This window comes from Pseudomonas sp. SWRI68, from assembly GCF_014269165.1.
In the GTDB taxonomy this organism is placed as follows: Bacteria; Pseudomonadota; Gammaproteobacteria; order Pseudomonadales; family Pseudomonadaceae; genus Aquipseudomonas; species Aquipseudomonas capeferrum.
Genome location: NZ_JABWRU010000005.1, coordinates 91,405 through 117,689, shown reverse-complemented (window position 1 = coordinate 117,689; position 26,285 = coordinate 91,405). Strand labels below are relative to the sequence as shown.

20 protein-coding genes and 1 pseudogene are annotated in these 26,285 nt (G+C 63.5%); 12 read left to right on the top strand and 9 right to left on the bottom strand.

Annotation, left to right across the window (positions count from 1 at the left end; translation table 11 throughout):
• Nucleotides 1-13: 13 nt before the first annotated feature.
• The 6 genes and pseudogenes from HU770_RS10130 to HU770_RS10105 all read left to right on the top strand — a co-directional run bounded on the left by HU770_RS10130 (nucleotide 14) and on the right by HU770_RS10105 (nucleotide 7,134).
• The gene (locus tag HU770_RS10130; RefSeq protein WP_186660391.1) at nucleotides 14-253 is read left to right on the top strand and encodes a DUF3203 family protein; all 240 of its coding nucleotides are present in this window, start codon (nucleotides 14-16) and stop codon (nucleotides 251-253) included.
• 121 nt (nucleotides 254-374) lie between these two features.
• Nucleotides 375-1,778, top strand: a complete 1,404-nt coding sequence (gene ccoG, locus HU770_RS10125; protein ID WP_186663586.1) for a cytochrome c oxidase accessory protein CcoG — start codon at nucleotides 375-377, stop codon at nucleotides 1,776-1,778.
• Nucleotides 1,779-1,830: 52 nt separating this feature from the next.
• Nucleotides 1,831-3,240: a GntR family transcriptional regulator MpaR gene (gene mapR, locus HU770_RS10120; protein ID WP_033697460.1), complete on the top strand. Its 1,410-nt coding sequence runs from the start codon at nucleotides 1,831-1,833 to the stop codon at nucleotides 3,238-3,240.
• A gap of 60 nt (nucleotides 3,241-3,300) precedes the next feature.
• On the top strand, nucleotides 3,301-4,956 hold the full coding sequence (locus HU770_RS10115) for a PAS domain-containing sensor histidine kinase (protein ID WP_186663585.1): 1,656 nt from the start codon (nucleotides 3,301-3,303) through the stop codon (nucleotides 4,954-4,956).
• Nucleotides 4,957-4,983: 27 nt separating this feature from the next.
• A pseudogene (locus HU770_RS10110) lies at nucleotides 4,984-5,244 on the top strand (PAS domain-containing protein); the annotation flags it as partial.
• A 165-nt stretch (nucleotides 5,245-5,409) separates the two neighbouring features.
• Entirely contained in the window at nucleotides 5,410-7,134 is a 1,725-nt protein-coding gene (locus HU770_RS10105; protein ID WP_186663584.1) for an ATP-binding protein, read from the top strand.
• Nucleotides 7,135-7,140: 6 nt separating this feature from the next.
• On the opposite strand, the gene HU770_RS10100 is transcribed toward HU770_RS10105, so the two are convergent.
• The 6 genes from HU770_RS10100 to HU770_RS10075 form a co-directional block, all read right to left on the bottom strand.
• Entirely contained in the window at nucleotides 7,141-7,887 is a 747-nt protein-coding gene (locus HU770_RS10100) for an SDR family oxidoreductase (protein ID WP_186663583.1), read from the bottom strand.
• Nucleotides 7,888-8,393: 506 nt separating this feature from the next.
• Nucleotides 8,394-9,929 (bottom strand): DHA2 family efflux MFS transporter permease subunit, encoded by a 1,536-nt coding sequence (locus tag HU770_RS10095; protein ID WP_186660406.1) that lies wholly within the window; start codon nucleotides 9,927-9,929, stop codon nucleotides 8,394-8,396.
• Entirely contained in the window at nucleotides 9,926-11,119 is a 1,194-nt protein-coding gene (locus tag HU770_RS10090; protein WP_186663582.1) for an HlyD family efflux transporter periplasmic adaptor subunit, read from the bottom strand. The genes HU770_RS10095 and HU770_RS10090 overlap by 4 nt, the downstream gene beginning before the upstream one ends.
• A 30-nt stretch (nucleotides 11,120-11,149) precedes the next feature.
• On the bottom strand, nucleotides 11,150-11,623 hold the full coding sequence (locus HU770_RS10085; protein ID WP_033697451.1) for a MarR family transcriptional regulator: 474 nt from the start codon (nucleotides 11,621-11,623) through the stop codon (nucleotides 11,150-11,152).
• 125 nt (nucleotides 11,624-11,748) lie between these two features.
• A complete protein-coding gene (locus tag HU770_RS10080) occupies nucleotides 11,749-12,366 on the bottom strand; it encodes a response regulator (RefSeq protein WP_033697449.1) in 618 nt (205 codons plus the stop codon).
• A 12-nt stretch (nucleotides 12,367-12,378) separates the two neighbouring features.
• Nucleotides 12,379-13,785, bottom strand: coding sequence for an ATP-binding protein (locus tag HU770_RS10075; RefSeq protein ID WP_186660411.1), 1,407 nt, complete (start codon nucleotides 13,783-13,785; stop codon nucleotides 12,379-12,381).
• A gap of 196 nt (nucleotides 13,786-13,981) precedes the next feature.
• Here HU770_RS10075 and HU770_RS10070 point away from each other — a divergent pair, with 196 nt between their 5' ends.
• The 3 genes from HU770_RS10070 (at nucleotide 13,982) to HU770_RS10060 (ending at nucleotide 18,632) form a co-directional block, all read left to right on the top strand.
• Complete coding sequence (locus tag HU770_RS10070; protein ID WP_033697445.1) at nucleotides 13,982-15,604, top strand: acyl-CoA synthetase; 1,623 nt, start codon at nucleotides 13,982-13,984, stop codon at nucleotides 15,602-15,604.
• A gap of 80 nt (nucleotides 15,605-15,684) precedes the next feature.
• Entirely contained in the window at nucleotides 15,685-17,454 is a 1,770-nt protein-coding gene (locus HU770_RS10065; protein ID WP_186663581.1) for an acyl-CoA dehydrogenase C-terminal domain-containing protein, read from the top strand.
• A 170-nt stretch (nucleotides 17,455-17,624) separates the two neighbouring features.
• Complete coding sequence (locus HU770_RS10060; protein ID WP_047583763.1) at nucleotides 17,625-18,632, top strand: FecR family protein; 1,008 nt, start codon at nucleotides 17,625-17,627, stop codon at nucleotides 18,630-18,632.
• Between the two features lie 4 nt (nucleotides 18,633-18,636).
• Here the strand turns inward: HU770_RS10060 and HU770_RS10055 are convergent, their stop codons facing one another.
• A complete protein-coding gene (locus HU770_RS10055) occupies nucleotides 18,637-19,956 on the bottom strand; it encodes a Na+/H+ antiporter family protein (RefSeq protein WP_186660418.1) in 1,320 nt (439 codons plus the stop codon).
• Between the two features lie 187 nt (nucleotides 19,957-20,143).
• Here HU770_RS10055 and HU770_RS10050 point away from each other — a divergent pair, with 187 nt between their 5' ends.
• Nucleotides 20,144-22,288 (top strand): methyl-accepting chemotaxis protein, encoded by a 2,145-nt coding sequence (locus HU770_RS10050; protein ID WP_186660420.1) that lies wholly within the window; start codon nucleotides 20,144-20,146, stop codon nucleotides 22,286-22,288.
• On the opposite strand, the gene HU770_RS10045 is transcribed toward HU770_RS10050, so the two are convergent.
• Nucleotides 22,285-23,538: a S8 family serine peptidase gene (locus tag HU770_RS10045; RefSeq protein ID WP_238347480.1), complete on the bottom strand. Its 1,254-nt coding sequence runs from the start codon at nucleotides 23,536-23,538 to the stop codon at nucleotides 22,285-22,287. The genes HU770_RS10050 and HU770_RS10045 overlap by 4 nt on opposite strands.
• On the bottom strand, nucleotides 23,499-24,212 hold the full coding sequence (locus tag HU770_RS27040; RefSeq protein ID WP_238347479.1) for a hypothetical protein: 714 nt from the start codon (nucleotides 24,210-24,212) through the stop codon (nucleotides 23,499-23,501). The genes HU770_RS10045 and HU770_RS27040 overlap by 40 nt, the downstream gene beginning before the upstream one ends.
• A gap of 186 nt (nucleotides 24,213-24,398) precedes the next feature.
• Between HU770_RS27040 and HU770_RS10040 the strand changes: the two genes are divergently transcribed.
• Entirely contained in the window at nucleotides 24,399-25,415 is a 1,017-nt protein-coding gene (locus tag HU770_RS10040) for an ABC transporter substrate-binding protein (RefSeq protein ID WP_186663580.1), read from the top strand.
• Entirely contained in the window at nucleotides 25,412-26,260 is an 849-nt protein-coding gene (locus HU770_RS10035) for an ABC transporter permease subunit (RefSeq protein WP_186663579.1), read from the top strand. Before HU770_RS10040 ends, HU770_RS10035 begins: the two co-directional genes overlap by 4 nt.
• The last annotated feature ends 25 nt before the right edge of the window (nucleotides 26,261-26,285 follow it).

Genomic DNA, 26,285 nt, shown 5'->3' with positions numbered 1-26,285 from the left:
AGAGGATGTTCCCATGCCGGTTGAAATCGACGAAAGCACCCGCCGCTGCACCCTCATCGGCGAGGATGTGCATCTGGAAGGCGATGGCCCAGCCATCGAAATCATCACCGACGAACAGCTGCGCATGTCGGTGGCGCTACTCGCCGGGCAACGCGTACCAATCACCGAGGCAGAGGCCGATGCCCTGACCGTGGCGGGTGCGGTGGATAGCCGCAGGCATCTGAAGACAAGCGTGCCAGGCTCGGTAATATGAGGCCTGGCGGCCTTCAGCTGCGCATCTGATACGGTTTTTATCGCAAAACCTGAGCCTGTGCTGATAACAGCTCGGGGGCCATAGTGCTCATGCCTGATCGAGGCCTGATGAGCACCGAGCCATGAACGATAGAATTCAATTTACCGAGATTGCCGCGCCCGTAGTCACCGCCGCCAAACGCCATGTCGACAGCGGCATTCACACCCGCAGTTTCACCGGGCTGTACCGCAACCTGCGCATCGGCTTCGCCGGGCTGTTGTTTCTCCTGTTTTTCGGCACCGTCTGGCTCGACTGGAACGGCCGCCAGGCCGTGCTGTGGGACTTGAGCAGCAGCAAGTTCCATATCTTTGGCGCCACCTTCTGGCCGCAGGACTTCATCCTGCTGTCGGCGCTGTTGATCATCTGCGCCTTCGGCCTGTTCGCCATCACTGTCTACGCCGGCCGTGTGTGGTGCGGTTACAGTTGCCCGCAAAGCACCTGGACCTGGCTGTTCATGTGGTGTGAAAAGATCAGCGAAGGCGACCGCAACCAACGCATCAAGCTCGCCGCAGCCCCGTGGGGCCTGGAGAAGCTGGCCCGCCGCTCACTGAAGCACGGGTTGTGGCTGGCCATCGGCCTGCTCACCGGCCTGACATTCGTTGGCTACTTCACCCCGATCAAGCCCCTGGCGGCGGAGCTGTTCACCCTGCAACTGGGTGGCGTCGCGCTGTTCTGGGTGCTGTTCTTCACCGCCGCCACCTACATCAATGCCGGTCTGTTGCGCGAAGCGGTCTGCCTGCACATGTGCCCGTATGCCCGTTTTCAGAGCGTGATGTTCGACAAAGACACCCTGGCGGTAGCCTACGACCCGCGTCGGGGCGAAACCCGTGGCCCGCGCAAGAAAAGCAGCGACGCCCAAGCCCAAGGCCTGGGCGACTGCATCGACTGCACGATGTGCGTGCAAGTCTGCCCCACCGGCATCGATATCCGCGACGGCCTGCAAATGGCCTGTATCGGTTGCGCGGCCTGCATCGATGCCTGCGACGGGGTCATGGACAAGATGGGTTACGCCCGCGGCCTGATCGGTTACAAGTCCGAACACAGCCTGCAGGGCGGCACCACCCACTGGCTGCGGCCGCGCCTGCTGGGCTATGCCGCCGCGCTGGTGGTGATGGTCGGCGCACTGGTGCTTGCCTTGCAGTGGCGCCCGATGGTGTCGCTGGACGTGATCAAGGACCGTGGCCTGTTCCGCGAAAACGCCCTGGGCCAGATCGAGAACATCTACCTGCTCAAAGTCATCAACAAGACCGAAAGCACCCAGCGCTATCACCTGCGGTTGCTGGACGCCGACGGCTTCACCCTGCAGGGCAAGACCGAGTTCATCATACCGGCCGGCGAAATGAGCGAACTGCCTGTCTCGGTGGCGATGCTCGCCGAGCGCCCCACCAGCAGCTCGCAGACCTTGAGTTTCGAGGTGCAGGACAGCGACGAACCTGCTGTACGCAGTGTTGCCCAAAGCCGCTTCGTCGCGCCGATCAACCGCTGATCCCTTAAACTGTTTGTCTACCTTGCCTGCCAGGCTTCGACAGAAGGCCAGAATGAAACGCTACGAACGATTCGCCGACGACATTGCCGAACTGATCCGCTCGGGTGTGCTGGGCCCCGGCCAGCGCGTACCCTCGGTACGCTATGCCAGCCAGACTCACGGGGTCAGTCCGTCCACGGTGTTCCAGGCCTATTACCTGCTTGAGCGGCGCGGGCTGATCCGCGCCCGGCCGCGCTCGGGGTATTTCGTCAACGCCCATGCACCGCGCCAGTTCAGTGAGCCGCAGGCGTTGCAGCCGGTCAGCGAGTCCACCGATGTCGACGTCAGCGCGTTGGTCTTCTCCATCCTCGACTCGATCAAGGACCCCAACACCGTGCCGTTCGGCTCGGCGTTCCCAAGCCCCGAACTGTTCCCACTGCAGCGCTTGTCGCGCTCGCTGGCCAGCGCCAGCCGCGCAATGGACCCGCGCATGGTGGTCACCGACCTGTCCCCTGGCAACCCCCAGCTGCGCCGGCAGATTGCCCTGCGCTACATGGTCGGCGGGCTCATGCTGCCGATGGAAGAGCTGTTGATCACCAACGGCGCACTCGAAGCCCTCAACCTGTGCCTGCAGGCCGTGACCGAACCCGGCGACCTGGTGGCGATCGAAGCACCGGCCTTCTATGCCTGCCTGCAGGTGCTGGAACGGCTGAAACTCAAAGCGGTGGAAATCCCCGTTCACCCGCGCGAGGGCATGGACCTGAGTGTGCTGGCGCAGACCCTGGAGAAGCACCCGGTCAAGGCCGTATGGTGCATGACCAACTTCCAGAACCCGGTGGGCGCGAGCATGCCGGAGGCCAAGAAGCAGGCGCTGGTCGAGCTGCTGGCACGCCACCAGGTGCCGCTGATTGAAGACGACGTCTATGCCGAACTGTATTACGCGCAACAGGCGCCCAAGCCAGCCAAGGCCTTCGATACGCAGGGCCTGGTGATGCACTGCGGTTCGTTCGCCAAGAGCCTGGCGCCCGGCTACCGGATCGGTTGGGTGGCCGCCGGGCGCTTCGCCCAGAAGATCGAACGGCTCAAGCTGATGACCTCGCTGTGCGCCTCGATGCCCGCCCAGGCAGCCATCGCCGACTACCTGCAGCACGGTGGCTATGACCGCCACCTGCGCAAGCTGCGTTACGCCCTGGAGGGCCAGCAAGCCAACATGCTCGCAGCCATTTCCCGGTACTTTCCGGCACAGACGCGGGTCAGCCAGCCCTCCGGCGGCTACTTCCTGTGGCTCGAACTGCCAGAGCAGATGGACGCACTGAAGCTGTTCCACATGGCCTTGGCCCAAGGCATCAGCGTTGCGCCGGGGCCGATCTTTTCGCCGACCCGACGCTTCGGCAATTGCATCCGCCTGAACTACGGCAGCCCTTGGCATGACGGTGCCGAACGGGCAATGGAGACCCTGGGGCGCATCATTCGTTCATTTTGATGGCTGGGGGCATTGAGACACGACTATAGTTTATGCGAATTGTTCAACGGATCGAACAGCATGCCGCCAGTCACTCAACCCTCCTACCAGCAGCTGCAGGCACGTGTCGCAGAGTTGGAAGCTCTGCTGAGCGAGCGCGAGGACATCGCGCAGGCCAACAACAAACTGCTCGGTCAACTGGTCGACAGCAGCCTGGCCAACGTGTTTGCGGCCGACCGAAAGATGCGCCTGGTGGCAATCAACCGCACTGCCCGCGAAACCTTCCAGCGTTTGCGCGGTTTTGTGCCACAGATCGGCGATTACATTCCGCAGTTCCTTGCCAACCAACCGGACATCATGGGCCGGTTGGCCCCGGTATGGCCGCGCCTGCTGGCCGGCGAAGCGTTCATCGATACCATCTCCCTCGGGCCACCTGACGACCTGCGCCACTACGAAATCCGCTACAACCCGCTGCGCGATGAGCAGCAGCGCATTCAGGGTGGCTACATGTTCGCCTATGACATCACCGAACGGGTTGCCGAGCAGGGGCGCCTGCGCCAAACCGAAGAAGCCCTGCGCCAATCGCAGAAAATGGAAGCGGTCGGCCAGTTGACCGGCGGCATTGCCCATGACTTCAACAACCTGCTGGGGAGCATGCTTGGCGCACTGGAGCTGGCTGAGCAACGCCTGGGCCAACAGCGCTACTTCGACACTGCCAGGATGCTCGACGTCGGCAAGCACAACGCATTGCGCGCGGCTTCGCTGGTGCAACGCCTGCTGGCATTTTCGCGCCAGCAGACACTGTTGGCGCAACCGGTCGACGTGCAGTTGCTGGTGGCTGACATGAACGACCTGATCCGTAGCTCGATTGATTCGCACATCGACTTCCAGGACCTGACCCAGGCAGGACTGTGGTCGATCTGCATCGACCCTCAGCAGCTGGAAAATGCCCTGCTCAACCTGTGCATCAACGCCCGCGACGCCATGCCGCTGGGCGGCACATTGCGCATTGGTTGCGAAAACACCGAACTCGACAAAGACCAGGCGAGCCGCATGGACCTGCCGTCGGGGCAGTTCTTGCATATCCGCGTGGACGACACCGGCATAGGCATGAGCAAGGACATTATGCAGCGTGCGCTTGATCCCTTCTTCACCACCAAGCCCATGGGCCAGGGTACTGGCCTTGGGTTGTCGATGGTCTACGGCTTTGTACGCCAGTCGGGCGGCCAGTTACGCATCGACAGCACGCCGGGCCAAGGCACCACCGTTCACCTGTATCTGCCTCGAGACGAAAGCATCACCCCCCCAGCGCCCTGTGTGGCACCCGAAGAGATCCTCGAAAAGCCGCAACACAGGCCTTATCGGATCATGCTGGTTGAAGATCAGGCGACCATGCGCCTGGTGCTCAGCGAAGTGCTGCAAGAACTGGGGCACGAGGTCCAGGTTTGCGAGGACGGCCTTAGCGCCTTCAATGCATTGCGGGAGGGGCCGTTGCCGGATTTGCTGATCACCGATGTCGGCCTGCCCGGCGGCATCGATGGGCAGCAACTCGCCGGGGCCTACCGAAGCCTTGCCAGTGAGGCGCCGGTGATACTGATCACCGGTTATGACATCACCAGCAGCGTGGCCAGCAGTCTGCCTGCCGGCCCTACCGAAGTGCTTTGCAAGCCGTTCGAGCTCAAGGCACTTGCGCAGCGCATCGATCGCCTGCTGGGCGTTGACGCGCATTTGCGTTGAGCGGCTTTTCGCCCTCGCCGTAAACGCGTTAAGCCTTTGTGGCAACGTGCGCTGTCGGGCGAACAGTTCACCTTGACCCAGCATTTAGGCAATGGGGCTGCACAGCGGCATTACGAGCTGTGCTTCAATTGCTTGCGTGCCCCTGATGGCGTTGTTCAAGGCGCCTACCTGTTCGCCTACGACATCAGCGAACGGGTCACGGCCCAACAACGTCTGCTCAAGGCTGAGGAGGCATTGCGTCATGCCCAGAAGATGGAGGCCGTTGGCCACTTGAGTGGCGGCATTGCCCAATACCGCGTACGTCACCCGCACAGCAAAGTACTGTTCATTACGGGTACGATGAAAGCGCCGTACTCAGCAACGGTCAGCCACTGGAGGCTTCCAGCGTGCTGACCAAACCTTTCGACCTGGCTGATTAACTAACGGCCACCGGATAGCGATGGAGCGCAAAGGATGCCCAGTGACTCTCGCTTGAGCACTACCGATGAATTGAATTTTCTACGCCAACGGGTTGATCAACTCGAACGACGCAACACCGAGTTGAGCAGCGAATTGTCGCGGTTGCACGAGCGCACTCAGGAGGCGGAAGGTTACCGATTCCTGTTCGAGAACATGGAAGAAGGCTTCTGCATCATCCAGTTCATCGACGGCCCTCTGGGGCCATTGAGCGACTACGTGCACTTGATGGCCAACCCCGCTTACTGCCGCCATGCCGGGCTGCCCGATGTGGTGGGCCGCACCCTGCGTGAAGTGATCCCCGACGAGGCCGAGGTCTGGCTCGACTATTTCGGTACGGTGGAGCGCACCGGCAACCCCCTGTATTTCGAGCACGAGCTGCTGGCCACCGAACGCTGCCTGGGCCTTGCGGCAATCCGTATTGAGCCTGCTCACCATCATCAGGTTGCGGTCATCTTTCGTGACGTGACGGCACGCAAGCGCGCTGAAAGCGCCCTGCAACACCTCAACGCAGAGCTCGAACAGCGCGTGGAACTGGCCGTGGCGCAGAGCCAGAAGGCCGAGGAAGCGTTGCGCCAGGCGCAAAAGGTCGAAGCCGTGGGGCAATTGACGGGGGGCATCGCGCACGACTTCAACAACCTGCTCGGCGGCATCCTCGGCGCTCTGGAACTGGCCAGAGACAGGCTTGCAGCCGACCCGCGCAAAGCAACGATCAGCCCGCTGCTCGACAGCGCCCACGGTGCTGCGCAACGGGCAGCTGCGCTTGTGCATCGGCTACTGGCGTTCTCGAGACAGCAAACCTTGCAACCTCGCCCGACGGATGTCGCCGAGTTGGTCAGCGGCATGCTGGACCTGATCAGCCGCAGCACCGGCCCCCACATCGCAATCGACTACCAGTGCAAAGACGCCCTCTGGGCGGTACGTATCGACCCTCCTCAGCTTGAGAGTGCCCTGCTCAACCTGTGCATCAATGCCCGCGATGCCATGCCCAATGGGGGCCGGGTCCGTATCGCGCTGTGCAATACCTCGCTCACGCTTGACCACGCCAGCGAGCTGGAACTGGTACCTGGCGACTATCTGTGCCTGAGGGTCGAGGACACGGGTGGCGGCATGACGGATGACACGCTCAGCCGCGCCGTGGACCCTTTCTTCACCACAAAACCACTGGGCCGCGGCACAGGCCTGGGCTTGTCGATGACCTACGGCTTTGTGCGGCAATCCGGCGGGCAGTTGAAAATCACATCGACGCTTGGGCACGGCACACAGGTGCTGCTGTACCTGCCGAGGTACCACGCGCAATTTGCCCCTGCCGCGCTCAAGCCCCTGGCGCCGGCAGCGCGCCCGAGCAGCGGCGCCGCAAAGCGGATCGTCGTGGTCGAGGATGTAAGCGCGATGCGCCTGGTCATTGCAGAAGTGCTGCATGACCTGGGCCATGAAGTGGAGATGTACGAGGATGGCCCCATGGCGCTTGCCGGGCTGGAAAACCAGCCGCCACCTGACCTGCTGGTCAGTGACGTGGGCTTGCCGGGTGGCATCAACGGGCGCCAGTTGGCCGACCGGCTGCGCCTACGCTACGTCGGCCTCAAGGTGCTGTTCGTCACAGGTTACGACGAGAGCACGGCGCTTGGCCAAGGCGACCTCGACACGGACATGCGTGTGCTGACCAAGCCCTTCACCCTTGAGGCGCTGGCCGAGCAGGTCGGCCAGTTGCTGGACGGCTGATAGCCCTCAGCGCCCGCCGCCCAGGTCGACGAAGCTGCCGGTGGAATAGGACGCTTTGTCCGAGAGCAACCAGATGATCGCCTCGGCGACTTCTTCAGGCCGGCCACCACGGCCCATGGGCAAACCGGGTTCGAGTTTGGCGACGCGGTCGGGGTCGCCGGAAAGCGCATGGAAGCCAGTGTGTATGTAGCCTGGGCGCACGCCATTGACTCGCACACCGTCCCCCGCCACTTCCTTGGCCAAGCCAAGGGTGAAGGTGTCCAGTGCGCCCTTGGAGGCGGCGTAGTCGACATACTCGTTGGGCGAGCCCAGGCGAGCGGCCACCGAAGAGACGTTGACGATAGCCCCGCCCTGCCCGCCATGCCGGCGTGCCATGCGCAGCAGGGCATGTTTGGCGCAGAGCATGGGGCCGACGACGTTGGTCTTCATCACCTTGAGCAGGCGAAACTCGGACATCTCCTCGACGCGGCTTTGCTGGCCAATGGTGCCAGCATTGTTGACCAGTGCAGTGACGGGACCAAGTTCCTGGTCGACGCGCTGAAACAGCTGGATGACCTCATCCTCGACGCTGGCGTCGGCGCGCACGGCGATCGCCTCGGCGCCCAATGCCCGCACCTGGCTGAGGATATGCTCGGCGGCCTGGTCGTCGGCGTGATAGTTGATGCAGATGCGATAACCCTGCTGTGCTGCCAGCAGCGCGGTGGCGGCGCCGATACCTCGACTGGCGCCAGTGATGACGATGACATTCTCCATGGGTCTGCCAATGTGTTCGAAAGTGGGGCTTCGACAATAGGGGAAATGCCAACTCAAGGGAATGACATCAACCCTGCAAAGCGTGCTATCCCCCCCGCTCTTGATCTGGCTCTTGATCTGGCTCTTGATCCAGCTCTTGATCTTGATCTTGATCTTGATCTTGATCTTCAGCGACTCAGGAGGCCGAGCGCAGGCGTCTGGAGGGCCAGGTGCGCAGCACCCTTCGGCGTAGCCGAAGGCGCGAGATGTAGGTTTGCGCAGCAAACCGTAGGCCGCGCGGGCCCGGAAGGCGCCGGAGCGAGGGAACCCCGAAGCGCAGCGTAGGGGCCGTATGATGGAGCGCAGCCCTTTTTGGTTACTTTTTGGGGCGTTTGCCAAAAAGTGACCCGCTGTAAGAGCGGAACGGTGACTAAGCGTCACCCTCGCAAATGGACTCCGCCAGATATCAATACCAACCGATCAATATCACCGACTAGTATCACCGACCAATATCACCGACCAACCAATCAATGCCCAGCCGAAGCCGGCCCAGCCTTGGCCGTAAACGGCGGCCGCGCAAACCACACCAACAAGATCAACCCAGCAAACACCCACGTCATCATCATGAAGTAGTCCACCGTCGACATCATGTAAGCCTGCGCATTCAGAATCTGCTCCAACTGCGCATAATGCTGCGGGCTAGCCCCCCCAAGCTGCTCGAGCGTATGCCGAGTCGCCGGGTCAAACTGGCTGATGTTCTCGCTCAAGTAGGCATGATGCTGATCAGCCCGGCGAATCCAGATCCAGGTCGTCAACGACGCCGCAAAGCTCCCCCCCAGCGTACGCAGGAACGTCGCCAGCCCCGAGCCATCGGCAATCTGATGCGGCGGCAGGTCCGAAAGCAGAATGCTCAACGTCGGCATGAAGAACAGCGCAACGCCAATCCCCATGAACAACTGCACCAACGCCACATGCTGGAAGTCCACCTCACTGGTAAACCCGGCACGCATGAAGCAACTGGTGCCAATGGCCAGAAACGCCAACCCTGCCAACAGGCGCAAGTCGAACCGGTGCGCGTACTTGCCGACAAAGGGCGACATGATCACCGGCAACAGACCGATGGGCGCCACCGCCAGCCCCGCCCAGGTAGCCGTATAGCCCATCTGCGTCTGCAGCCACTGCGGCAGGATCAAGTTGATACCGAAGAACCCCGCATACCCCCCGACCAAGACGATGGTGCCGACCCGGAAGTTGCGGTGCACGAACAACCGCAGGTTCACCACCGGGTGCCGGTCGGTCAGTTCCCAGATCACGAACACCGCCAGGAACACCACCGAGATCAGGCTGCCGATGATGATGAACGACGACTCGAACCAGTCCAGGTCATTGCCTTTGTCGAGCACCACCTGCAACGCGCCGACACCGACGATCAGCGTCAGCAGGCCGATGTAGTCCATCGGCTGACGGCTGGTCACCACCGGCCGCGTGCGCATCTGTTGGCGTACCACGGCGGCGGCGAACAGGCCGATGGGGACGTTGATGAAGAAGATCCATGGCCAGCTGTAACTGTCGGTGATCCAGCCCCCCAGTATCGGCCCGGCAATCGGCGCCACCACCGTGACCATCGCCAGCAGCGCCAGGGCCATGCCCCGCTTGGCCGGGGGGTACACGGCAATCAGCAAGGTCTGGGTCATCGGGTACAACGGCCCCGCCACCACCCCTTGCAGCACACGAAAGCCCACCAGCTCCGGCATCGACTGGGCGATCCCGCACAGGAACGATGCCAGCACGAACAGCAACGTGGCCCAGATGAACAGCTTCACCTCACCAAAGCGCCGGCTCAGCCAGCCCGTCAGCGGCAAGGCGATCGCGTTGCTCACCGCGAACGAGGTGATCACCCATGTGCCCTGCTCGTAGCTCACCCCCAGGTTGCCGGAGATGGTCGGCAAGGCCACGTTGGCGATGGTGGTGTCGAGCACCTGCATGAACGTCGCCAACGACAGGCCGATGGTGGTCAGCAACAGGCTCGGCGGGGTGAACTGGGCGGCGGCCTGGTTGCTCATCGCTGCGCCGTCTTGCCGGATGCGCTGTTGTCGTGAATCAGCCGGGCAATCAGGTGGTCGGCTTCGACCAGTTGGCGGTCATACACCTGGGTGGTGTAGCTGGCCTGTTGTGGCGGTTGCTGGGCCAGGGTCGGGCCGCTCTGGTCATGCAGGTCGACCTCGACCACCGTGGACAGGCCGATACGCAGCGGATGGTCCTTGAGCTGATCAGGGCTCAAGTGAATACGCACCGGTACCCGTTGCACGATCTTGATCCAGTTGCCGGTGGCATTTTGCGCCGGCAGCAGCGCGAAGGCGCTGCCCGTACCTGCACCGAGGCTGTCCACCGTGCCGCTGTACTTGACCTCGCTGCCGTACAGGTCGGCGCTGATTTCCACCGGCTGACCGATGCGCATGTCGCGCAGCTGGGTTTCCTTGAAGTTGGCATCGATCCACACCTGGTCCAGGGGGATCACCGCCATGGTCGCGGTGCCAGGTTGCAGGCGCTGCCCCAGCTGCACGGTGCGCTTGGCGATATAACCGGTCACCGGCGCCACCAAGGTGGTGCGGGCATTGTCCAGGTAGGCCTGGCGCAGGTCGGCCGCAGCCGCCATGACTTCGGGGTGCGAGGACACCACGGTGTCATCGACCAGCGCGGTGCTGGTATTGAGCTGCTGGCGGGCGCTGGTGAGGGCGCTCTGAGCGACGCTCAGGTCGTCGCGAGCGTGGGAGATTTCTTCCGCCGCAATCGCCCCGCTGTCGGCCAGCACCTTGCGCCGGTTGTAGTTGTCCTGGGCCTTCTGCAACTCGGCCTGGCGTGTCTGCAACTGGGCCTTAAGCGCATCCACGTTGCTGTACAGGCCGCGCACCTGGCGCACCGTGCGCGCCAGCTTGGCTTCGGCGGACTGTAGCGCCACCTCGCTGTCGGCCGGGTCGAACTGCAGCAACACCTGGCCGGCATGGACCAGGTCGCCGTCATCGGCACCAATGCTGGTGACGGTACCGGTCACCAGCGGGGTGATCTCTACCACGTTGCCGTTGACGTAGGCGTCATCGGTGCTCTCGTGCCAACGCCCGACCAGGGAGTACCAGGCCCAGGCGCCGATGCCGCCAACAATCAACAGCAGCAGCAGGCCGAGCAGCCAGGCCTTGCGTTTGCGCGACGGCTCGGGCGCGTCGGCGGGGGGTGTGGTGTCTGTGGGAGTAGCCATGACAATACCTTGGAAAATGCGTAACAGGGATCAACGATCGCCGAAGCGGCGGATCGTCAGAGGGTCGCCAGCGCTGAGCAGCACCTTGGCCAGCAAGCCCTCGAGGGTCTTGAGTTCTTCAGGTTGCAGCACGCCGCACAACTCGTTCATCGCCGCCGCACCGATCTCTGGCAGCCGATCAGCCAGGCGCTGGCCATCGTCGGTCAGGGCCAGGCGCACCTGGCGGCGATCGTCAGCGCAGCGGTTGCGTACGATCAGGCCCTTCTGCTCGAGGCGATCGAGCATGCGGGTCATCGAACCACTGTCCAGGCCCAGGTAGCGGCACAGCTCGGCCGGGGTGTCGACCTGGTACTGGGTGACGATGATCAACACTTTGAACTGCGCGGCGGTGACGCCCTCGGATTCAAGGTGCCAGTCAAGAATGCGGTCCTTGAGGATCGCCGCGCGGCCCAACAGCATGCCAATGGCACAGGTCTGGAAATTCTCGGGAGAAAAATGCGCCATAGGATCTGCCGTGGGTAATTGTGTGGAAATGTTACTGCCTAGGCAGTGAATGTCAAAGCTTTGATTAGGCTGCTATGCAAAACTTCATGATTTGACGCTCATGACTTGCTGATGTGGTTGCGCTGCTACGCCAACGCCGGCACCGCGCCACAGGCAATCGCCATGCCCACCAGCTCGGCCAGGCTGCCGGCCTGCAGCCGTTTCATCACCCGCCCCCGGTACAAGTCCACGGTCTTCACGCTAACCCCCAACTGCACGGCGATCTCGCGGTTGCTCAGGCCTTGGGCCAGCGGCACGAACACATCGCGCTCGCGCGGTGTCAGGCCATCGATGCGCGCCTGCACCTGGGCCAGCGCCTGGTTGCCCTGACGCGCGCGGCCGGCGCGCTCAAGCGCTTCCTGCACACTGTCGAGCAGCAACTGGTCACTGTACGGCTTCTCGATGAAGTCGCAGGCACCGGCCTTGAATGCCCGCACCACGATCGGCACATCGGCATGGCCGCTGACGAAGATCACCGGTAAGTCCAGGCCCCGCTCCCTCATCAGCTGCTGCACCGCCAGCCCACCCAGCCCCGGCATCCGCACATCCAGCAGCACACAGGCGGGCCCATCATCCCGGCACGCGTCCAGAAACGCCTGGCCACTGGCAAACGACAGGGCCTCAAGCCCCACCGACTGCAACAGCCAGACCGTGGAATCACGCATGCCCTGGTCGTCGTCGACCACATACACTTTCGCTTGCACCCTGACCTCCTCTTAGCCCCTGCTCACCGCCAGGCGGCAGCACACTACCAAACCGCCCTGCTCGCCCGCACGTGCCCACACACTGCCGCCAAACCCTTCGACAAGGCTGCGACTCATGCTCAAGCCCAGCCCCAGGCCATCGGCCTTGCTGGTGGTGAACGGGGTAAAAATGTCTTCCAGGCGTTCGGCCGCAACCCCTGGTCCTTGGTCGGCCACCTCCACCAACACCCCATCACCCTCGCGCACGGCGGCCAGGAGGATACGTGACGGGCGTTCGCCATGCTGCTCGCGGTTGGCATCAATGGCGTTGCGCAGCAGGTTCAGCAGCACCTGCTCAAGCAATACCCGATCGGCATACACCGCCGGCAATTGCGCGCTCACGCGCAGCTCGATGCTGACCTGGTCACGCGCCGCCTCCCAGGCGCACAGGCGCATGGCCTCGTTGACGACATCCAGCATGTCCAGTGCCTGTAGCCGCCGCGGCCCTTTACGCAGAAACACCCGTAGCCTGCGGATCACTTGCGCGGCGTGGGTCGCCTGCTCAGTGATGCGTTGCAGCCCCTGCCCGACCCGCACGCGTGCCTGCGGGTCGCGCTCCAGGCCCTGCAGGTAACGCTGACTGGCATTGGCATAGTTGACCACCGCAGCCAACGGTTGATTGATCTCGTGGGCGATGCCCGAGGCCAACTCGCCGAGGGTGGCGAGCCGGGCACTGTGCGCCAGGTTCTCCTGGGCCTCGATGCGCAAGGTGATGTCACGCGAGACACTGACGATCTCCACCACGGCCCCGGTATAGGTTTCGCGGATGGCGCGGCTGGCGATCTCGAACCAGCGGTAGCCGCCAGCGGCCTGGCGCACCCGGCAGGTCATGGTGTGATAACCGTCCTGGTCCAGGGCGGCGGCCGCCTGAGCCAGCACCTGGCGGCGCTCGCGCGGGTGCAGCAAGGTCCGTACGGCCATGCCTCGCAGTTGCTCGGGCCACAGGCCCAACAGGCGGAACGCCGCCGGTGAGGCATCAAGAAAACGGCCATCGGGGCTGTGCCGGGAAATCAGGTCGGTGGTGTTCTCGATGATCAAGCGGTACAGGCGCCGGGCGCGGCTGGCTTCACGCGCTCCCTGGCGCTCGGCACTGGCGTCACGGCAGCGGCCGAGTACCTGCTGGCCTTGGTCGTCGGGGATGAACGTCCACAGCACGATGCGCTCGCCCACTTCTACTTGCACATCGGCAATTGCCCGGTGCTGTCGCAGGCAGGCGCGCACCAGTGCGGCGCAGTTGGCCGGCAGCCAGCAGGCCAGCGCAGGGCCTTCATCAACCCAGGCCTGCAAGGCCGGGTTGCAGGCCAGCGGCCTGGCATCGGCGGCCAGCAGCAGGCTGGGCTGGGGGTCTTTGGCGAGCAAGGGAGAGAGGGTCTTGTCCACGATGTGAGGCTCGTTGTTATAGTAGTTTTACTATATTGCTATAGTCGATATTCCATCTACCATAGCGACTCGCGTAAAACTGCGACAGGGGAATTGCGGCCAACCGTACGCCTTCCCACACCCTGAACAGAGCTAACAATCAGCCACCGGGGGCCAAGCGCACAGGCTGCGCCTGCCTCCCCAACAGGATTACCGCATGTCGATCTATGCCCAGGGCCTGATGCCCGCTGCCGTCAACCACGTCGCCCTCACCCCACTGAGCTTCATCGAACGCACCGCAGCCGTGTATGGCAACTACCCGGCTGTCATCCATGGCGCCATCCGCCGCACCTGGCAGGAAACCTACCAGCGCTGCCGGCGCCTGGCCAGCGCACTGGCCGGCCGTGGCGTCGGGCGTGGCGACACGGTAGCGGTCATGCTGCCAAACACCCCGGCCATGCTCGAAGCGCACTTCGGCATCCCCATGACCGGTGCAGTGCTCAACACTCTCAACGTTCGCCTGGACGCCGAGGCCATCGCCTTCATGCTGCAACACGGCGAGGCCAAGGTGCTGATCACCGACCGCGAATTCCACTCGGTCATCGAAGCTGCCCTCGCCTTGCTCGAACACCCGCCCCTGGTGGTCGATGTCGATGACCCGGAGTACGGCGAAGGCCGCGCGGTCAGCGAGCTGGATTACGAGGCCCTGCTGGCCGAGGGTGACCCGGACTTCGCCTGGGAATGGCCCGATGACGAATGGCAGGCCATTTCGCTCAACTACACCTCCGGCACCACCGGCAACCCCAAGGGCGTGGTCTATCACCATCGCGGCGCTTACCTCAATGCCCTGGGCAACCAGATGACCTGGGCCATGGGCCACCGCCCGGTGTACCTGTGGACCCTGCCGATGTTCCACTGCAACGGCTGGTGCTACCCCTGGACCATCACCGCCCTGGCAGGCACCCACGTGTTCCTGCGCCGGGTCGACCCGCAGAAGATCCTCACCCTGATCCGCGAACACCGGGTCACGCACCTGTGCGGCGCACCCATCGTGCTCAACGCCCTGGTCAACATGCCTGAGGCCGCCAAGGCTGCCATCGAGCACCCGGTGCAGGCGATGGTCGCAGGTGCCGCGCCACCGGCCAAGGTGATTGGTGCAGTGGAAGAAATGGGCATTCAGGTGACCCACACCTACGGCCTGACCGAGGTATACGGGCCAGTGACGGTATGCGCCTGGCATGAAGCGTGGGACGGGTTGCCGCTCGAGGAACGTGCGCGCATCAAGTCGCGCCAGGGCGTGCGCTACCCGACCCTCGACGGCCTGATGGTCGCCGACCCGCAAACCCTCGCGCCGGTACCGCGTGACGGTAACACCCTGGGCGAGATCTTCATGCGTGGCAACACAGTGATGAAGGGCTACCTGAAAAATCCCGAAGCCACGGCCGAAGCCTTCCGCGGTGGCTGGTTCCATACTGGGGACCTGGCCGTGTGGCACGCCGATGGCTATGTCGAGATCAAGGATCGGCTCAAGGACATCATCATCTCCGGTGGCGAGAACATCTCTACCATCGAGGTCGAGGACGCCCTGTACAAGCACCCGGCGGTGCTTGAAGCCGCCGTGGTGGCACGCCCCGACGAGAAATGGGGCGAGACGCCGTGCGCCTTCGTTGCCCTCAAGCCTGGCCGGGAAGACACCCGCGAAGCCGACATCAGCAGTTGGTGCCGGGAGCACCTGGCCGGCTTCAAGGTGCCCAAGACGGTGATCTTCGGCGAACTGCCGAAGACCTCCACCGGCAAGATCCAGAAGTACCTCCTGCGCGACCGGGCCAAAGCCCTCTGACCGTTCATTGGCCTCGTCGTCGGCAATCCGCCGCCGAGGCCAGCACCACACCCGTTGCTTCTACACCTACCGAGCCGCTGATGACCGACTACATCGCCCCCCTGCGCGACATGCGCTTTATCCTGCGTGACGTTTTCAACGCCCCTGCCCTGTGGGCACGCCTGCCCGCCCTGGCCGAGCGCATCGACGCCGACACCGCCGATGCCATCCTCGAAGAAGCGGCCAAGGTCACCGGCCAACTGATCGCCCCGCTCAGCCGCAACGGTGACGAACAAGGCGTGCACTTCGAGGCCGGCCGGGTGAGCACCCCGGACGGTTTCCGCGAAGCCTGGCGCACCTACCGGGAAGGCGGCTGGGTCGGCTTGGGGGGTAACCCCGAGCATGGCGGCATGGGCATGCCGAAGATGCTTGGCGTGCTGTTCGAAGAGATGCTCTACGCTGCCGATTGCAGCTTCAGCCTGTATTCCGCCTTGAGCGCCGGCAGTTGCCTGGCGATCGATGCCCACGCCAGCGAGGCGCTCAAGGCCACCTACCTGCCACCGCTCTACGAAGGCCGCTGGGCCGGCACCATGTGCCTGACCGAGCCCCAGGCCGGCACCGACCTGGGGTTGATCCGCACCCGCGCCGAGCCACAAGCCGATGGCAGTTATCGCATCACGGGCAGCAAGATCTTCATCACCGGTGGCGAGCAGGACCTGACCGAGAATATCGTCCACCTGGTGCTGGCCAAGCTGCCGGATGCCCCCACTGGCGCCAAAGGTATCTCGTTGTTCCTGGTGCCCAAGTACCAGGTCAATACCGATGGCAGCCTGGGTGGGCGCAACGCCGTGCATTGCGGCTCGGTCGAGCACAAAATGGGCATCAAGGCCTCGGCCACCTGCGTGATGAACTTCGATGGCGCCACGGGCTACCTGGTGGGCGAAGCGAACAAGGGCCTGGCGGCCATGTTCACCATGATGAATTACGAGCGGTTGTCCATCGGCATCCAGGGTATCGGCTGCGCCGAAGCGTCGTACCAGAGCGCTGCGCGCTACGCCGGCGAACGCCTGCAGAGCCGCGCCGCCAGCGGCCCGCAGGCACGGGGCAAGGTGGCCGACCCGATCATCCAGCATGGCGATGTGCGGCGTATGCTGCTGACCATGCGCACCCTCACCGAGGGCGGCCGGGCATTCGCGGCCTACGTGGGGCAACAACTGGACCTGGCCCGTTATGCCGAAGACACAGGCGAGCGTGAACATGCCCAACGCCTGGTGGCGCTACTCACGCCGGTGGCCAAGGCCTTTTTCACCGACAATGGCCTGGAAAGCTGCGTGCTCGGCCAGCAGGTGTACGGGGGCCATGGCTACATCCGCGAATGGGGCCAGGAACAGCGTGTGCGCGACGTGCGCATCGCGCAGATCTACGAAGGCACCAACGGCATCCAGGCCCTCGACCTGCTCGGGCGCAAGGTACTGGCCGATGGTGGCCAGGCCCTGGCCAGCTTCACCGCCGAAGTGCGCGCGTTCAGCGTTGCCGCGCCGCTGCATCGCGAAGCTCTACAGGCCAGCGTTGCGCGCCTGGAGGCGACCAGTGCGTGGCTGCGGGCCCAGGCCAGTGAAGACGCCAACCTGGTCAGCAGCGTGGCCGTGGAGTACCTGCACCTGTTCGGCCTAACCGCCTATGCCTACATGTGGGCGCGCATGGCAGCCGTGGCGCAGGCCAAGCATGAACAAGACCCCGCTTTCCATGGAGCGAAGCTGGCCTGTGCGGCGTTCTTCTTTCAGCGCATCCTGCCGCGCAGTCTTGGGCTGGAGGCAAGCATCCGGGCGGGCAGCGCCAGCCTTTATGGCATGACAGAAGCGCAGTTCTGATCGGCCCAGGGGGTGCGCAGCGCCCCCTGGCATTGCCCGCGAAGGGTTCTCAAACGCTGAAATTCCATTGCAAATCCGACGAAAAACCGTCACAACTGATAGTCATTCGCCATTACCTCGGTTCTCGGGACCCCTTAGCAAGGGTAGAATGCGCAAAACCCGGAGCCGCAATGAACCACGACCGCCTCAATCCCAGCTCAGACGATGCCATCACCGACGCCGCCGCGCATTGGTGCATGCGCCTGCACGCCGAAGATTGCACTGCGGCCGAGCGTGAGGCGTTCGCCCGCTGGCTGGCGGCCGACCCACGGCACGCCGAGGAATACCACGCGATGCTGGAGATCTGGCAAACCGCCGACCTGCTGCCACGCAACGCCACCGTGGTCGATTTCAACCCGCCTGCACGCCAAGCACCGCGGGTACGCAACTGGCGCCCGCTGGCCTCGGCCGCGGCCATTGCCCTGGCGGTGCTGCCCTTGGCCGGCTGGCTAGGCTGGGAACAAGGCTGGCTGCCGAACCACTACCAGCACTTTGAAGCCAGCAACCGCATGCAGACGGTGGAGCTGAGCGACGGCAGCACGGTGGAACTCAACCTCAACACCGAGCTGACCTACCTCAACTACAAAGACCAACGTCAGGTCACCCTCAAGCGCGGCGAGGCGTTTTTCAAGGTGCAGCACGACAGTGCACACCCGTTCATCGTCCGCGCAGGCCGCGGCCAGACCCGCGTCACCGGCACCCAGTTCAACGTGTGGAAGTACCAGGACCAGGTCAAGGTCACGCTGGTGGAAGGCTCGGTGCTGGTCACCAGTGACGGCAGCGCGGGCGGTTACCGCCTCGGCCCTGGGATGCAGGCCAGCTATCACAAAGGTGATTTCGAGCCACAACTGGAGCAGAGCGACGATTACGGCAATACCCTGGCCTGGCGCAGTGGCAAGCTGGTGCTCGACAACCTGAGCCTGGAGCAGGCGTTGCCGGTGATCAACCGCTACCTCGACGCCCCGCTGCTGCTGGCTGATGCCAGCACCGGCCGGATCCGCATCAGCGGCATCTACAACACCCGTGAAGTCGGGCGCCTGGTCAACAACCTGCCCAAGGTACTGCCGGTGTACCTCACCCGCAGCAAGGACGGCAGCACCGTCCTCAACCGCATTTCGCCGCCGCCCGGCAAGGGCTGACGCCTTACAGCGTCATCGCCGCCAACCAGCCGAAGGCCAACAGCGGCAGGTTGTAATGTAGGAAGGTCGGCACCACGGTGTCCCAGATATGGTGGTGCTGGCCATCCACATTCAGGCCCGAGGTCGGCCCCAGGGTCGAGTCCGACGCTGGCGAACCAGCATCCCCCAACGCCCCCGCGGTGCCGACAATACACACCGTGGCCAGTGGGTCGAAGCCCAGCTGCACGCACAGTGGCACGAAGATCGCCGCCAGGATGGGCACGGTGGAGAACGACGAGCCGATGCCCATGGTCACCAGCAGGCCCACCAGCAGCATCAGCAAAGCGCCGACGCCCTTGCTGTGGTCGATCCACTGCGCTGACGCCTGGACCAGGCTGTTGACCTCGCCGGTGGCCTTCATCACATCGGCAAAGCCCGAGGCGGCAATCATGATGAAGCCGATCATGGCCATCATCTTCATGCCTTCGGTGAACAGGTCGTCGGTGTCTTTCCAGCGCACGATGCCAGACAGCGAGAAGATCAGGAACCCGACCATGGCGCCGATGATCATCGAGTTCAGCCACAGCTGAACAATGAACGCTGCGGCGATCGCCAGGCCCGCGACCATCAGGGTCAACGGGTTGTATTGCACGCTCACCTGCTCGACCTGCTCGATACGCGCCAGGTCGTAATCGCGCTTCTTGCGGTAACTCCACAACACCGCCAGCAATAGGCCGGCGAGCATGCCCGCAGCCGGAATAGCCATGGCATGGGTGACGTTGACGCCACTCACATCGACCCCCGCCCGGGCGACGTTGGCCAGCAGAATTTCGTTTAGGAAGATGTTGCCAAAGCCCACCGGCAGGAACATGTACGGCGTGATAAGGCCAAAGGTGATGACGCAGGCGATCAGCCGGCGGTCGATGCGCAAACGCGTCACCACATACAGCAGCGGCGGCACCAGCAACGGGATGAAGGCGATGTGGATGGGCAGGATGTTCTGCGACGACACCGCCACCACCAGCATCAGACCGATCAGCAGCCACTTGACTTTGTCGCCATTGGCGTGGCCCTGGCGATCGATCATGGCCAGGGCACGGTCAGCCAGGGCGTGCGCCAGCCCGGACTTGGCGATGGCTACCGCAAAGGCACCCAGTAGCGCATACGACAACGCCACTGTGGCGCCCCCGCCCAAGCCGCCATTGAAGGCCTTGAGCGTCCCCTCGATGCCCAGCCCGCCGACCAGGCCACCGACCAGCGCGCCGATGATCAGGGCGATGACCACGTGCACGCGCGACAGGCTGAGTATCAGCATGATGCCGACTGCGGCGATCACTGCATTCATGGTTTGGCTTTCCTCGTAGCTGCGGACAAAAAAGCGGGCACTCTGAAGCAGTGGGCGGCAGATGTCAAAAGCGCCACGTGTCGGCGCATTACCCAGCCCCTTCGAGTTTAAATTGAACGTTTGAATAAAGAAAAAAGCGCCACGGCCGACACAGTCGTCAGCCAGCACTATTACAAGGGATTCGCCCATGCCTTTGCGACAACTTTCCATCCAGTGGAAGATCACCCTGCTTGCCGGTCTCTGCCTGGCCGGTATCGTCACCCTGCTCGTCGGCCTCTCGCTGTACCGCATGGACCACAGTTCAGACCTGGTCAAGGCAAGCAGCATGCAGATGCTCACCGAGGCGGCCCAGGGGCGCATCGAGTCGCAAGGTGAAGTGCAGGCCTTGAACATTCGCCGTCAGTTCATGGACGCCTACCAGTACGGCGCCGGCTTCGCCCGCCAGGTACTGTTCCTGCGCGAGCAGGCCGAAAAGCGCTTTCTCGATGCCTACGACCTGCGCGAGGACATGACGCGCCAGGTACGTGCCGCGCTGCAGGCCAACCCTGACCTGCTCGGTTTGTCGCTGGTGTTCGAGCCCAACGCGCTGGACAACAAGGACAACCTGTTCACCGCCAAGCCCGAGCTGGGCAGCAACGAAACCGGGCGTTTCGCCCTGTACTGGTCGCAACCGCGTGCCGGCCAGCTGACGGCCATGGCCCTGCCCGAACAGGACATGGCCAACACCGAGATCGGCCCCAGCGGCCAGCCCGCCAACACCTGGTGGGTGTGCCCGCGCAACACTGGCAAGGTCTGCGTGGTGGAGCCCTACTTCTATGACATCGATGGCCAGCGGGTGCTGATGACCAGCATCGTCTTCCCCCTGGCAGTCAACGGCAAGGTGATCGCCACCCTGTCCATCGACATCAACCTCAACAGCCTGCAGGCCTTGACCCAGAATGCCAGCCGCAGTCTGTACGAAGGCCGCACCACCGTCGGCATCCTCAGCCCGGTGGGCCTGTTGGCCGGTTACAGCGCCGATGCCGGCAAGCTGGCCCAGCGCTTCGACCAGGTCGACACGGCCAAGGGTGCCGAACTGGTGCGCAAGCTGGCCGAAGGCAAGTTGAGCATCCTGCATGACCAGCAGCGCCTCAAGGTGCTTGCTGCCTTCGAGCCGATCCCCGGCGCCCAGCCCTGGGGCGTGCTGCTGGATGTACCGGAAAACGCGCTGACCGGGCCTGCCGAAACGCTGAAGCAGGAACTGGACGCACTGAACACCAGCGGCACCCTGCTGGAGCTGGGCCTGGGCCTGGCCGCTGCGATCGCCGGCCTGCTGCTGGTGTGGTTGATGGCCCGCGGTGTTACCCGGCCGATTCTCGGTGTGGCAGCGATGCTCAAGGACATCGCCAGCGGCGAAGGTGACCTGACCCGTCGCCTGACCTACCAGAAGCACGACGAACTGGGCGAGCTGGCGGGTTGGTTCAACCGCTTCCTCGACAAGCTGCAGCCGACCATTGCCGAGGTCAAGCAATCGGTACAGGCCGCCCGAGGCACCGCCGACCAGTCCTCGGCCATCGCCAGCGAAACCAGCGCCGGCATGGAGCAGCAGTACCGCCAGGTCGACCAGGTGGCGACTGCCTCGCACGAGATGAGCGCCACCGCCCAGGACGTTGCCCGCAGCGCCGCCCAGGCCGCGCAGGCGGCCCGTGAAGCCGACCAGGCCACCCGTGAAGGCCTGGCCGTGATCGACCGCACCACCCACAGCATCGACGCCCTGGCTGCCGACATGAACAACGCCATGGCCGAAGTCGAAGGCCTGGCACAGAACAGCGAGAAGATCGGTTCGGTGCTGGAAGTGATCCGTTCGATTGCCGAACAGACCAACCTGCTGGCGCTCAACGCCGCGATCGAAGCTGCCCGCGCCGGCGAGGCAGGCCGTGGTTTTGCCGTAGTCGCCGATGAAGTGCGCAACCTGGCCCGACGCACCCAGGAATCGGTGGAAGAAACCCGCCAGGTGATCGAAGCCCTGCAAGCCGGTACCCGCGAAGTGGTCGGCGCCATGGACAACAGCCACCGCCAGGCCCAGGGTGGCGTGGAACAAGTCGGCCAGGCCGTCACCGCGCTGCAGCGCATCGGCCAAGCAGTGACGGTGATCACCGACATGAACCTGCAGATCGCCTCGGCCGCCGAAGAGCAAAGCGCAGTGGCCGAGGAGATCAACAGCAACGTCGCGACCATTCGTGATGTGACCGAGTCGCTGTCAGGGCAGGCCAACGAATCGGCGCGGGTCAGCCAGTCGCTCAATAGCCTGGCCAACCAGCAGCAGGCATTGATGGATCAGTTCCGGGTCTAGGCCTGAGGCGCGCACTCGTCGCCGCAGAAACCATCGTCCGGCAAGTGAAACCGACCGGCCTGGAGGATTTGATCGAGCAACACCAAGGCGCCCAGCACATTCGGCCGGGCGCCCATGGGTAGCCTGCTGGCGTCGGGCAACGTAGCGTCCCTATACCCCGATTGCATCACCAGCAGGTGCATCTGGTCGGCGTTCAGGTACAGGTGGTGCTGCTCGATGGCATACGACTGGATCAAGGCCAGGGCACCGGTCACCATCGGCGTGGCACTGGAGGTCCCCCCATAGGTGCTGGTGTAGTCGCGATCGTGCCCGTTCTTGTCCTGCAATGCCCCATACCCTAGCGTTGCGACGCTATCCCCCCAGCCATTGAGCATGCGGTAGCGATAGTTGTAATTGGAGTACTGATGCGGTTTGCCATCCCAGGAATGGCAGGCGCCCACCAGAATTGCATCGGCCTCACCATGGTCGTCGAAGTAACGCCACTGCTCCAGGTCGACGCCGTAACCTTGAGTGGTACGGGCGTTGTGATCGGACACGCTGGTACCATTGCACGCCGCATTGAGCACCACTACGCCTCGCTCGGTCAGCGACCGGGTGACATCCCACCAGGTCCTGTCATGCAAAGAGGGCAGGAAGGTCCCCAGGACATTCACATTGGCTGTCTGGCGGTTGACGCCAACGATATCGCCAGCCCTTGCATAAGCCAGCAGCTTTTTCAGTGTCTGAGAATACCCACGTGCATCGTAGGCACGGTTGTCATACAGGAACAACTCCGCGGCATGGCAAATACCGGTCATGCCCAACCCATTGTCATGTGCCAGCAACACCCCCACCGAAGCCGTGCCGTGGTCAGGCTCCGAATCGACTGTTGGCGGGATGACTTTGAGCCTGGGGTTACCACGCAAGTCTTCGTGATTGGCATAGAGCCCACCGTCGGAGAAATGCACGCGTACCCCTCTGCCCTGCACACCCGCCTGCCATGCGTTGCGGATGTTCAAGCCTTTGGCGCTGCTGTCTGGCTCGCTCAGGTAGCGCTGCAGCGCTTCAAAGTCGGGTGTGGGCTGCGCTTGCTCATTGGCATTGGTGCCAGCGGCGTAGGCGCCGCCAGTCAGCAGCGTCGCGATGACAGCGGCAGCAGCGAAGGCCAGCAGATTGCCCGGTTCGAGTTGCGGTGGGAGCAGTGCGGTGTCTTCAACGTACGCAAGCCCATTCAGGCTTTGGACCAGGGCGCTGAAGGTTGCGTTGGGCATGCCCTGCGGCTGCTCGACCCAGTAGTGGTTGGCGAGTACCTGCAAGTGCTCATGCTCACGCTCGTGAGGTTCCAGAAACGGTTGCAGGTCAATGATTTGCTGAAGGCCGGGCCAATCATGGGCCAATGACGAGCTGGCATCAGCTTGCACGTCAGCCATGAAACGCGCATGCCCCCTTCACTGAACACCAGAATCAGCGCGGGGTAACGCTGCCCTTCAGGCAGAGGCGGGAGCGTTGCGCCCTCCTGCGTGGCCCGCCTTCGCCGGGTGTTGGACGACGACAGCGGCACCGTATCAAGAATGCGCCGGGTCAGTTCACCTTCACTGACCTCGATCAGCAATGGCCCCTCACGCAAGGTAGCGTCTGCATCAGCGTCCAGGTCCTGCTTGATGACTTCGCTGTCGATCAGCGTGACCAGCGGGGTGACCCTGTAGGTACCTGCCAGCACCTCGCAACTGAGGGTGGCCGGGCATCCATGATTGGCGACCGTGCCACTGTGAACCTGTGAAAGCACGTTAACGGCATCCAGCTGAACCACACCTTCGGGGACCTCGCGCTCAAGTAGATACTGGATGGACTTGACCTTGTGCAGGTCGTCCCCTGTGCAACGCACATGAAACTTCCCATCGAACCTGAAGTTGCGGTAATACACGAAATCCAGATTGAAACCCATTGCGTACTCCTGTCAGCGCTACATGCCCAGCGGCCGCGGGCACAGGTGCTTAGCCTTGCAACCTGTATCCAACGCGCCTAGACAGAAGCGGTTCCTGCTGGTGCAGCAGGGGCCGCAGCAACTTCGGCTACAAGTACCTTCGACTACACTTTCGCGGCAACTGGAATGACAACCCACGAGGCCCCGATGAAAAAAATTCCAACGTTGCTGGCCAGCCTGCTGCTCGCCGCCGGCCTGGCCAGCACCGACAGCGCCGCCTCAGCGGAGCGCACCACGCCCATTCACTTTGGCGCCATTGGCTGGGAAAGCGGCGCCCTGACCACCGAAATACTGCGGCTGATCGTCGAGCGTGGGTATGGCTACCCCACCGACACCCTGCCTGGCAGCACCGTGAGCATGGAAGTGGCGTTGGCCCGCAACGACCTGCAGGTGATCGCCGAGGAGTGGGCCGGGCGCAGCCCCGCCTGGGTCAAGGCCGAACAGGCCGGGCAAGTGTTCGCTCTGGGCGATACCGTCAAGCACGCCGAGGAAGGCTGGTGGGTGCCGGCTTACGTGATCGAAGGCGACCCTTCGCGCAATCTCAAGGCCCTGGCGCCGGACCTGCGCAGTGTCGATGACCTCAAGCGCTACCCACAGGTGTTCCGCGACCCCGAGTCGCCGGCCAAAGGGCGCTTCCTCAACAGCCCCAGCGGCTGGACCTCCGAAACGGTCAACAGCCAGAAGCTCAAGGCCTACGGGCTCAGCGACAGCTATAGCAACTTTCGCAGTGGCTCCGGCGCGGCGCTGGATGCCGAAATCGGCTCCGCGATCCGGCGCGGTCAACCGGTGTTGTTCTACTACTGGAACCCGACCCCATTGATGGGGCGCTACAAACTGATACGCCTGCAAGAACCGCCCTTCAATGCCCAGGCCTGGGCCACCCTGACAGATGCCAGCAACCCCAACCCGCAAGGCAGCCAGTCACTGCCGGCCAAATTGTCGATTGGCGTGTCCAAGGCGTTCCACGAGGGTTACCCGGATTTGGTGGCCGTGTTCGAAAAGGTCGACCTGCCGATCGATCGGCTCAACCGCGCCCTGGCCGAGATGAGCGAAAAACGCACACCGCCGAACAAGGCTGCCCTCACCTTCCTGCGTGACAACCCAGACGTCTGGAAAGCCTGGTTGCCGGCAGAGGTCGCCGCCAAGGTCGAGGGCAGCCTATGAGTGGCGGCTTTCCCGAAGCGCTGCAGTTTTCCTTCGCTGAACGCGTCAACCAACTGGTCGACTGGCTGGTGCTGAACTACGGCGATCACCTGCGCAGCGTCTCGGACCAGCTGCTGCAACTGTTGGTAAGCCTGGAGAACCTGCTGCGCCTGCTGCCCTGGTGGGCACTCTTGCTGCTGGTCGGGCTGCTCGCCTGGCATGCCAGCCGCAGCGTGCTGCGCAGCGTGGCGATGGTTGCTCTGCTGGCCTTGATCGGCGTGCTCGGGCTGTGGGACAAGCTGCTGCAGACCTTGGCCCTGGTGCTGGTCAGCACCGGCCTGTGCGTGCTGGTCGGGGTGCCGCTGGGCATCCTGCTGGCGTCACGCCCGCTGGCTCGGCGGTTGTTGATGCCGGTGCTGGATGTGATGCAGACACTCCCCGCCTTCGTCTACCTGATCCCGGTGCTCATGCTGTTTGGCCTGGGCAAGGTACCGGCAGTGTTCGCCACCCTGATCTACGCCTTGCCGCCACTGGTGCGGCTGACCGACCTGGGCTTGCGGCAGATCGACCCGTCGTTGCTGCAAGCCGCACACGGTTTGGGCGCCAGCCGCTGGCAGCGGCTGCAGCGCATTGCCCTGCCGTTGGCCCTGCCGAGCATCATGGCCGGCCTCAACCAGTCAGTCATGATGGCGTTGTCGATGGTGGTGGTGGCTTCGATGATCGGCGCGCGCGGCCTGGGTGAGGATGTACTGGCCGGTATTCAGACCCTCAACGTCGGCCAGGGCATTGAAGCAGGGCTGGCGATCGTGGCCCTGGCCATGGTGATTGACCGCATCAGCCAGGCGTATGGGCAGGTCAAACGCTGATCTCGGCATCTGCCGGCTTGCCGGC

Coding starts and splice junctions, on each gene's coding strand:
- ccoG (WP_186663586.1), top strand. CDS start 375: ATGAACGATAGAATTCAATTTACCGAGATTGCCGCGCCCGTAGTCACC.
- HU770_RS10055 (WP_186660418.1), bottom strand. CDS start 19,956: ATGAATGCAGTGATCGCCGCAGTCGGCATCATGCTGATACTCAGCCTG.
- HU770_RS10100 (WP_186663583.1), bottom strand. CDS start 7,887: ATGGAGAATGTCATCGTCATCACTGGCGCCAGTCGAGGTATCGGCGCC.
- HU770_RS27040 (WP_238347479.1), bottom strand. CDS start 24,212: ATGGGTTTCAATCTGGATTTCGTGTATTACCGCAACTTCAGGTTCGAT.
- HU770_RS10105 (WP_186663584.1), top strand. CDS start 5,410: ATGCCCAGTGACTCTCGCTTGAGCACTACCGATGAATTGAATTTTCTA.
- HU770_RS10035 (WP_186663579.1), top strand. CDS start 25,412: ATGAGTGGCGGCTTTCCCGAAGCGCTGCAGTTTTCCTTCGCTGAACGC.
- HU770_RS10090 (WP_186663582.1), bottom strand. CDS start 11,119: ATGGCTACTCCCACAGACACCACACCCCCCGCCGACGCGCCCGAGCCG.
- HU770_RS10130 (WP_186660391.1), top strand. CDS start 14: ATGCCGGTTGAAATCGACGAAAGCACCCGCCGCTGCACCCTCATCGGC.
- HU770_RS10115 (WP_186663585.1), top strand. CDS start 3,301: ATGCCGCCAGTCACTCAACCCTCCTACCAGCAGCTGCAGGCACGTGTC.
- mapR (WP_033697460.1), top strand. CDS start 1,831: ATGAAACGCTACGAACGATTCGCCGACGACATTGCCGAACTGATCCGC.
- HU770_RS10050 (WP_186660420.1), top strand. CDS start 20,144: ATGCCTTTGCGACAACTTTCCATCCAGTGGAAGATCACCCTGCTTGCC.
- HU770_RS10065 (WP_186663581.1), top strand. CDS start 15,685: ATGACCGACTACATCGCCCCCCTGCGCGACATGCGCTTTATCCTGCGT.
- HU770_RS10095 (WP_186660406.1), bottom strand. CDS start 9,929: ATGAGCAACCAGGCCGCCGCCCAGTTCACCCCGCCGAGCCTGTTGCTG.
- HU770_RS10045 (WP_238347480.1), bottom strand. CDS start 23,538: ATGCCCAACGCAACCTTCAGCGCCCTGGTCCAAAGCCTGAATGGGCTT.
- HU770_RS10040 (WP_186663580.1), top strand. CDS start 24,399: ATGAAAAAAATTCCAACGTTGCTGGCCAGCCTGCTGCTCGCCGCCGGC.
- HU770_RS10060 (WP_047583763.1), top strand. CDS start 17,625: ATGAACCACGACCGCCTCAATCCCAGCTCAGACGATGCCATCACCGAC.
- HU770_RS10085 (WP_033697451.1), bottom strand. CDS start 11,623: ATGGCGCATTTTTCTCCCGAGAATTTCCAGACCTGTGCCATTGGCATG.
- HU770_RS10070 (WP_033697445.1), top strand. CDS start 13,982: ATGTCGATCTATGCCCAGGGCCTGATGCCCGCTGCCGTCAACCACGTC.